Source organism: Candidatus Desulfatibia sp., assembly GCF_036446775.1.
GTDB lineage: Bacteria > Desulfobacterota > Desulfobacteria > Desulfobacterales > UBA11574 > Desulfatibia_A.
In genome coordinates, this window is the sequence record NZ_JAZFTO010000060.1 from 1 (window position 1) to 2,644 (window position 2,644).

The 2,644-nt window shown below is 46.6% G+C and carries 1 protein-coding gene; it reads left to right on the plus strand.

The genetic code is table 11. The features are described from left to right. Positions 1-527 precede the first annotated feature (527 nt). Positions 528-1,940, plus strand: coding sequence for a type I glutamate--ammonia ligase (gene glnA, locus V3S16_RS02730; protein ID WP_413883141.1), 1,413 nt, complete (start codon positions 528-530; stop codon positions 1,938-1,940). Positions 1,941-2,644 lie beyond the last annotated feature (704 nt).

The window sequence follows — 2,644 nt, forward strand, 5'->3', positions numbered from 1 at the left end:
GTGAGAGAGGCAAGGATGCAATTTAAATGTGATGAATTCATAAAAAGGCGAATTCATCACGTTTTAGTCTCTTAGTTGTAAAATTTGTGTATTTTATGGCAAAACTTTTTCGTATCCATTCATGGAGTAATTGAGCTAGTGGAAATTCCAAATAACAAATTCCAAAAAACAAACAAATTACAATCGTTCGACCTAGAGGCTCTCGACAGGTGACCGAAATTCAAAATTCCAAACCTTATAATCGTGAAGAAGGCCAAACGAATTGAAAAAGATATTTTCATCAATACTGGAAAAAATTAAATAGTTTAGTTCTTTAGTATTTGGAATTTGGAGCTTGTAGTTTGGAATTTATTTGAAATTTGATGCTTGTGATTTTTTATTTCTCTCCGAGGCGTAGGCTCTACCCTCCGGCCTGTAAGCCCTACGGGCTGGAAGCGGAGCCGGAGGCCGGTTTATCCGGGTTAGGTTTCACGAGATCATTAATTATTACCGTAAAAATATTATTTTATTTAAAGGAGGAAATTTTTATGACACCAAAAGACGTTTTGGAAATGGCAAAGGAGAAAGGAGCAAGGGTAGTCGATTTACGCTTTTTGGATTTTCCGGGCGTGTGGCAGCATTTTACAGTCCCTTTGAGTGAGCTGGTAGAATCGAGCTTCGAAGACGGATTCGGTTTTGACGGCTCCAGCATCCGCGGCTGGCAGGAAATCCATCACAGCGATATGCTGGTGGTACCGGATCCAACCACCGCCCAAATGGATCCTTTCTTTAAAGAGCCGACGCTGGTTCTCATCGGAAACATCGTCGATCCGATAACACGGGAACAGTATACTCGCGACCCCCGCTACATTGCCCAGAAGGCGGAAGCCTACTTAAAGAGCAGCGGGATCGGTGATGTGGCCTACTTCGGGCCGGAAGCCGAATTCTTTATCTTTGACGATATCCGGTTTGCATCCGAAAACAACCACGCATTTTACGCCATCGATTCCATCGAAGGGATCTGGAACAGCGGCCGGGAAGAGAGCCCCAACCTGGGTTACAAACCCCGTCACAAAGAAGGTTATTTCCCGGTGCCGCCCATGGATAAGTTCCAGGATCTCCGCACGGAGATGCTTTTGACCATGGAGGATCTGGGAATAGATGTTGAATGCCAGCACCATGAGGTGGCCACCGCCGGCCAGGCTGAAATCGATATGGTCTTCAAGCCGCTGCTGCAAATGGGCGATCAGCTCATGTGGTATAAGTACATCATCAAAAATGTGGCCAACAAATACGGCCACACCGTGACCTTCATGCCCAAACCGCTCTATGACGATAACGGTACAGGCATGCACACCCATACCAGCATCTGGAAAGAGGGCCAGCCGCTGTTTGCCGGCGACAAGTATGCCGGAGTCTCCGACGAAGCCCTATGGGCCATCGGTGGTTTGCTGAAACACTGCCCGGCCCTTTGCGCGATTACCAACCCGATCACCAATTCGTACAAACGACTGGTTCCGGGCTTTGAGGCCCCGGTAAACCTGGCCTACTCCAGCCGTAACCGCAGTGCGGCGATCCGGATCCCCATGTACTCACCGTCTCCCAAGGCCAAACGGATCGAGTTCAGGCCTCCGGATCCGTCCTGCAACGGTTACATGGCTTTTAGCGCCATGCTGATGGCCATGATTGCCGGCATCGAAAACAAGATCGATCCCGGCGATCCGCTGGACAAGGACATTTACGACCTGCCGCCCGAAGAACTGGCCAAAGTCCCGTCGACCCCGGGCTCTCTGGAAGAAGCCCTTGCGGCTTTGGAAGCAGATCATGATTTCTTGTTGAAGGGCGATGTCTTTACCCAGGATGTTATCGACATGTGGATTGAATACAAGACCGAAAATGAAATCAATCCCGTAAGACTGCGACCACATCCGCACGAATTTTTCTTGTATTACGACATATAACTTTCCCCCTCTAATCTGCAATGGCCCGCTGAGTATTCAGCGGGCCATTGTCTTACATACCAGTATAGTTGTTAGAAAAGGAGCGGCCCCAAAGTAATCAAGAATTGAGATCTTCTTCTAAGCGGATAGGAGATCATCAACTGGAAAGCTAAGTCAGAAATGAAAATGTCTACCCCCCTGAGATACACAAAAGATACCTAAGGCTTTATTACAGCATGATATTTTGCAAGATGTACCTCAGATTTCAAAAAGCATGAATTCTATAGTATATTATTCTCCTATCAAAGGATTGGATGCGGCTGTGATCTCTATGAGATAGCACAGGTTTCATATCTGATCCTACGACCGCAATATCTTGGATAAACGGATAAATAAAAAAGCGTGGACTATATACGATAATCCACGCTTTTTTCTAATGATTAGGGCCGAGCACTAATAGCCGCAGTGTTCACTATTTCGAGACTGAAGACTGAGTATCGTATACTGGAATTTCTAAAGCCGCAAGATTTGTGATTGGCTAACGTAATCGTGAACTTTTAACAGCTGCCACCAGACAATTGATGAAAGGCAGACATCATGCATTTTGGTTTCAAAGGCCGGAGCACAATATATGGGATTTTTTGGCCTCAGCCCAGACCAAAAGATGAGGGCCTGCTCAGGTGTGGTACTCGTTACGTAACACAGGCATTTAAGGGCTTTGTGGC

Coding starts and splice junctions, on each gene's coding strand:
- glnA (WP_413883141.1), top strand. CDS start 528: ATGACACCAAAAGACGTTTTGGAAATGGCAAAGGAGAAAGGAGCAAGG.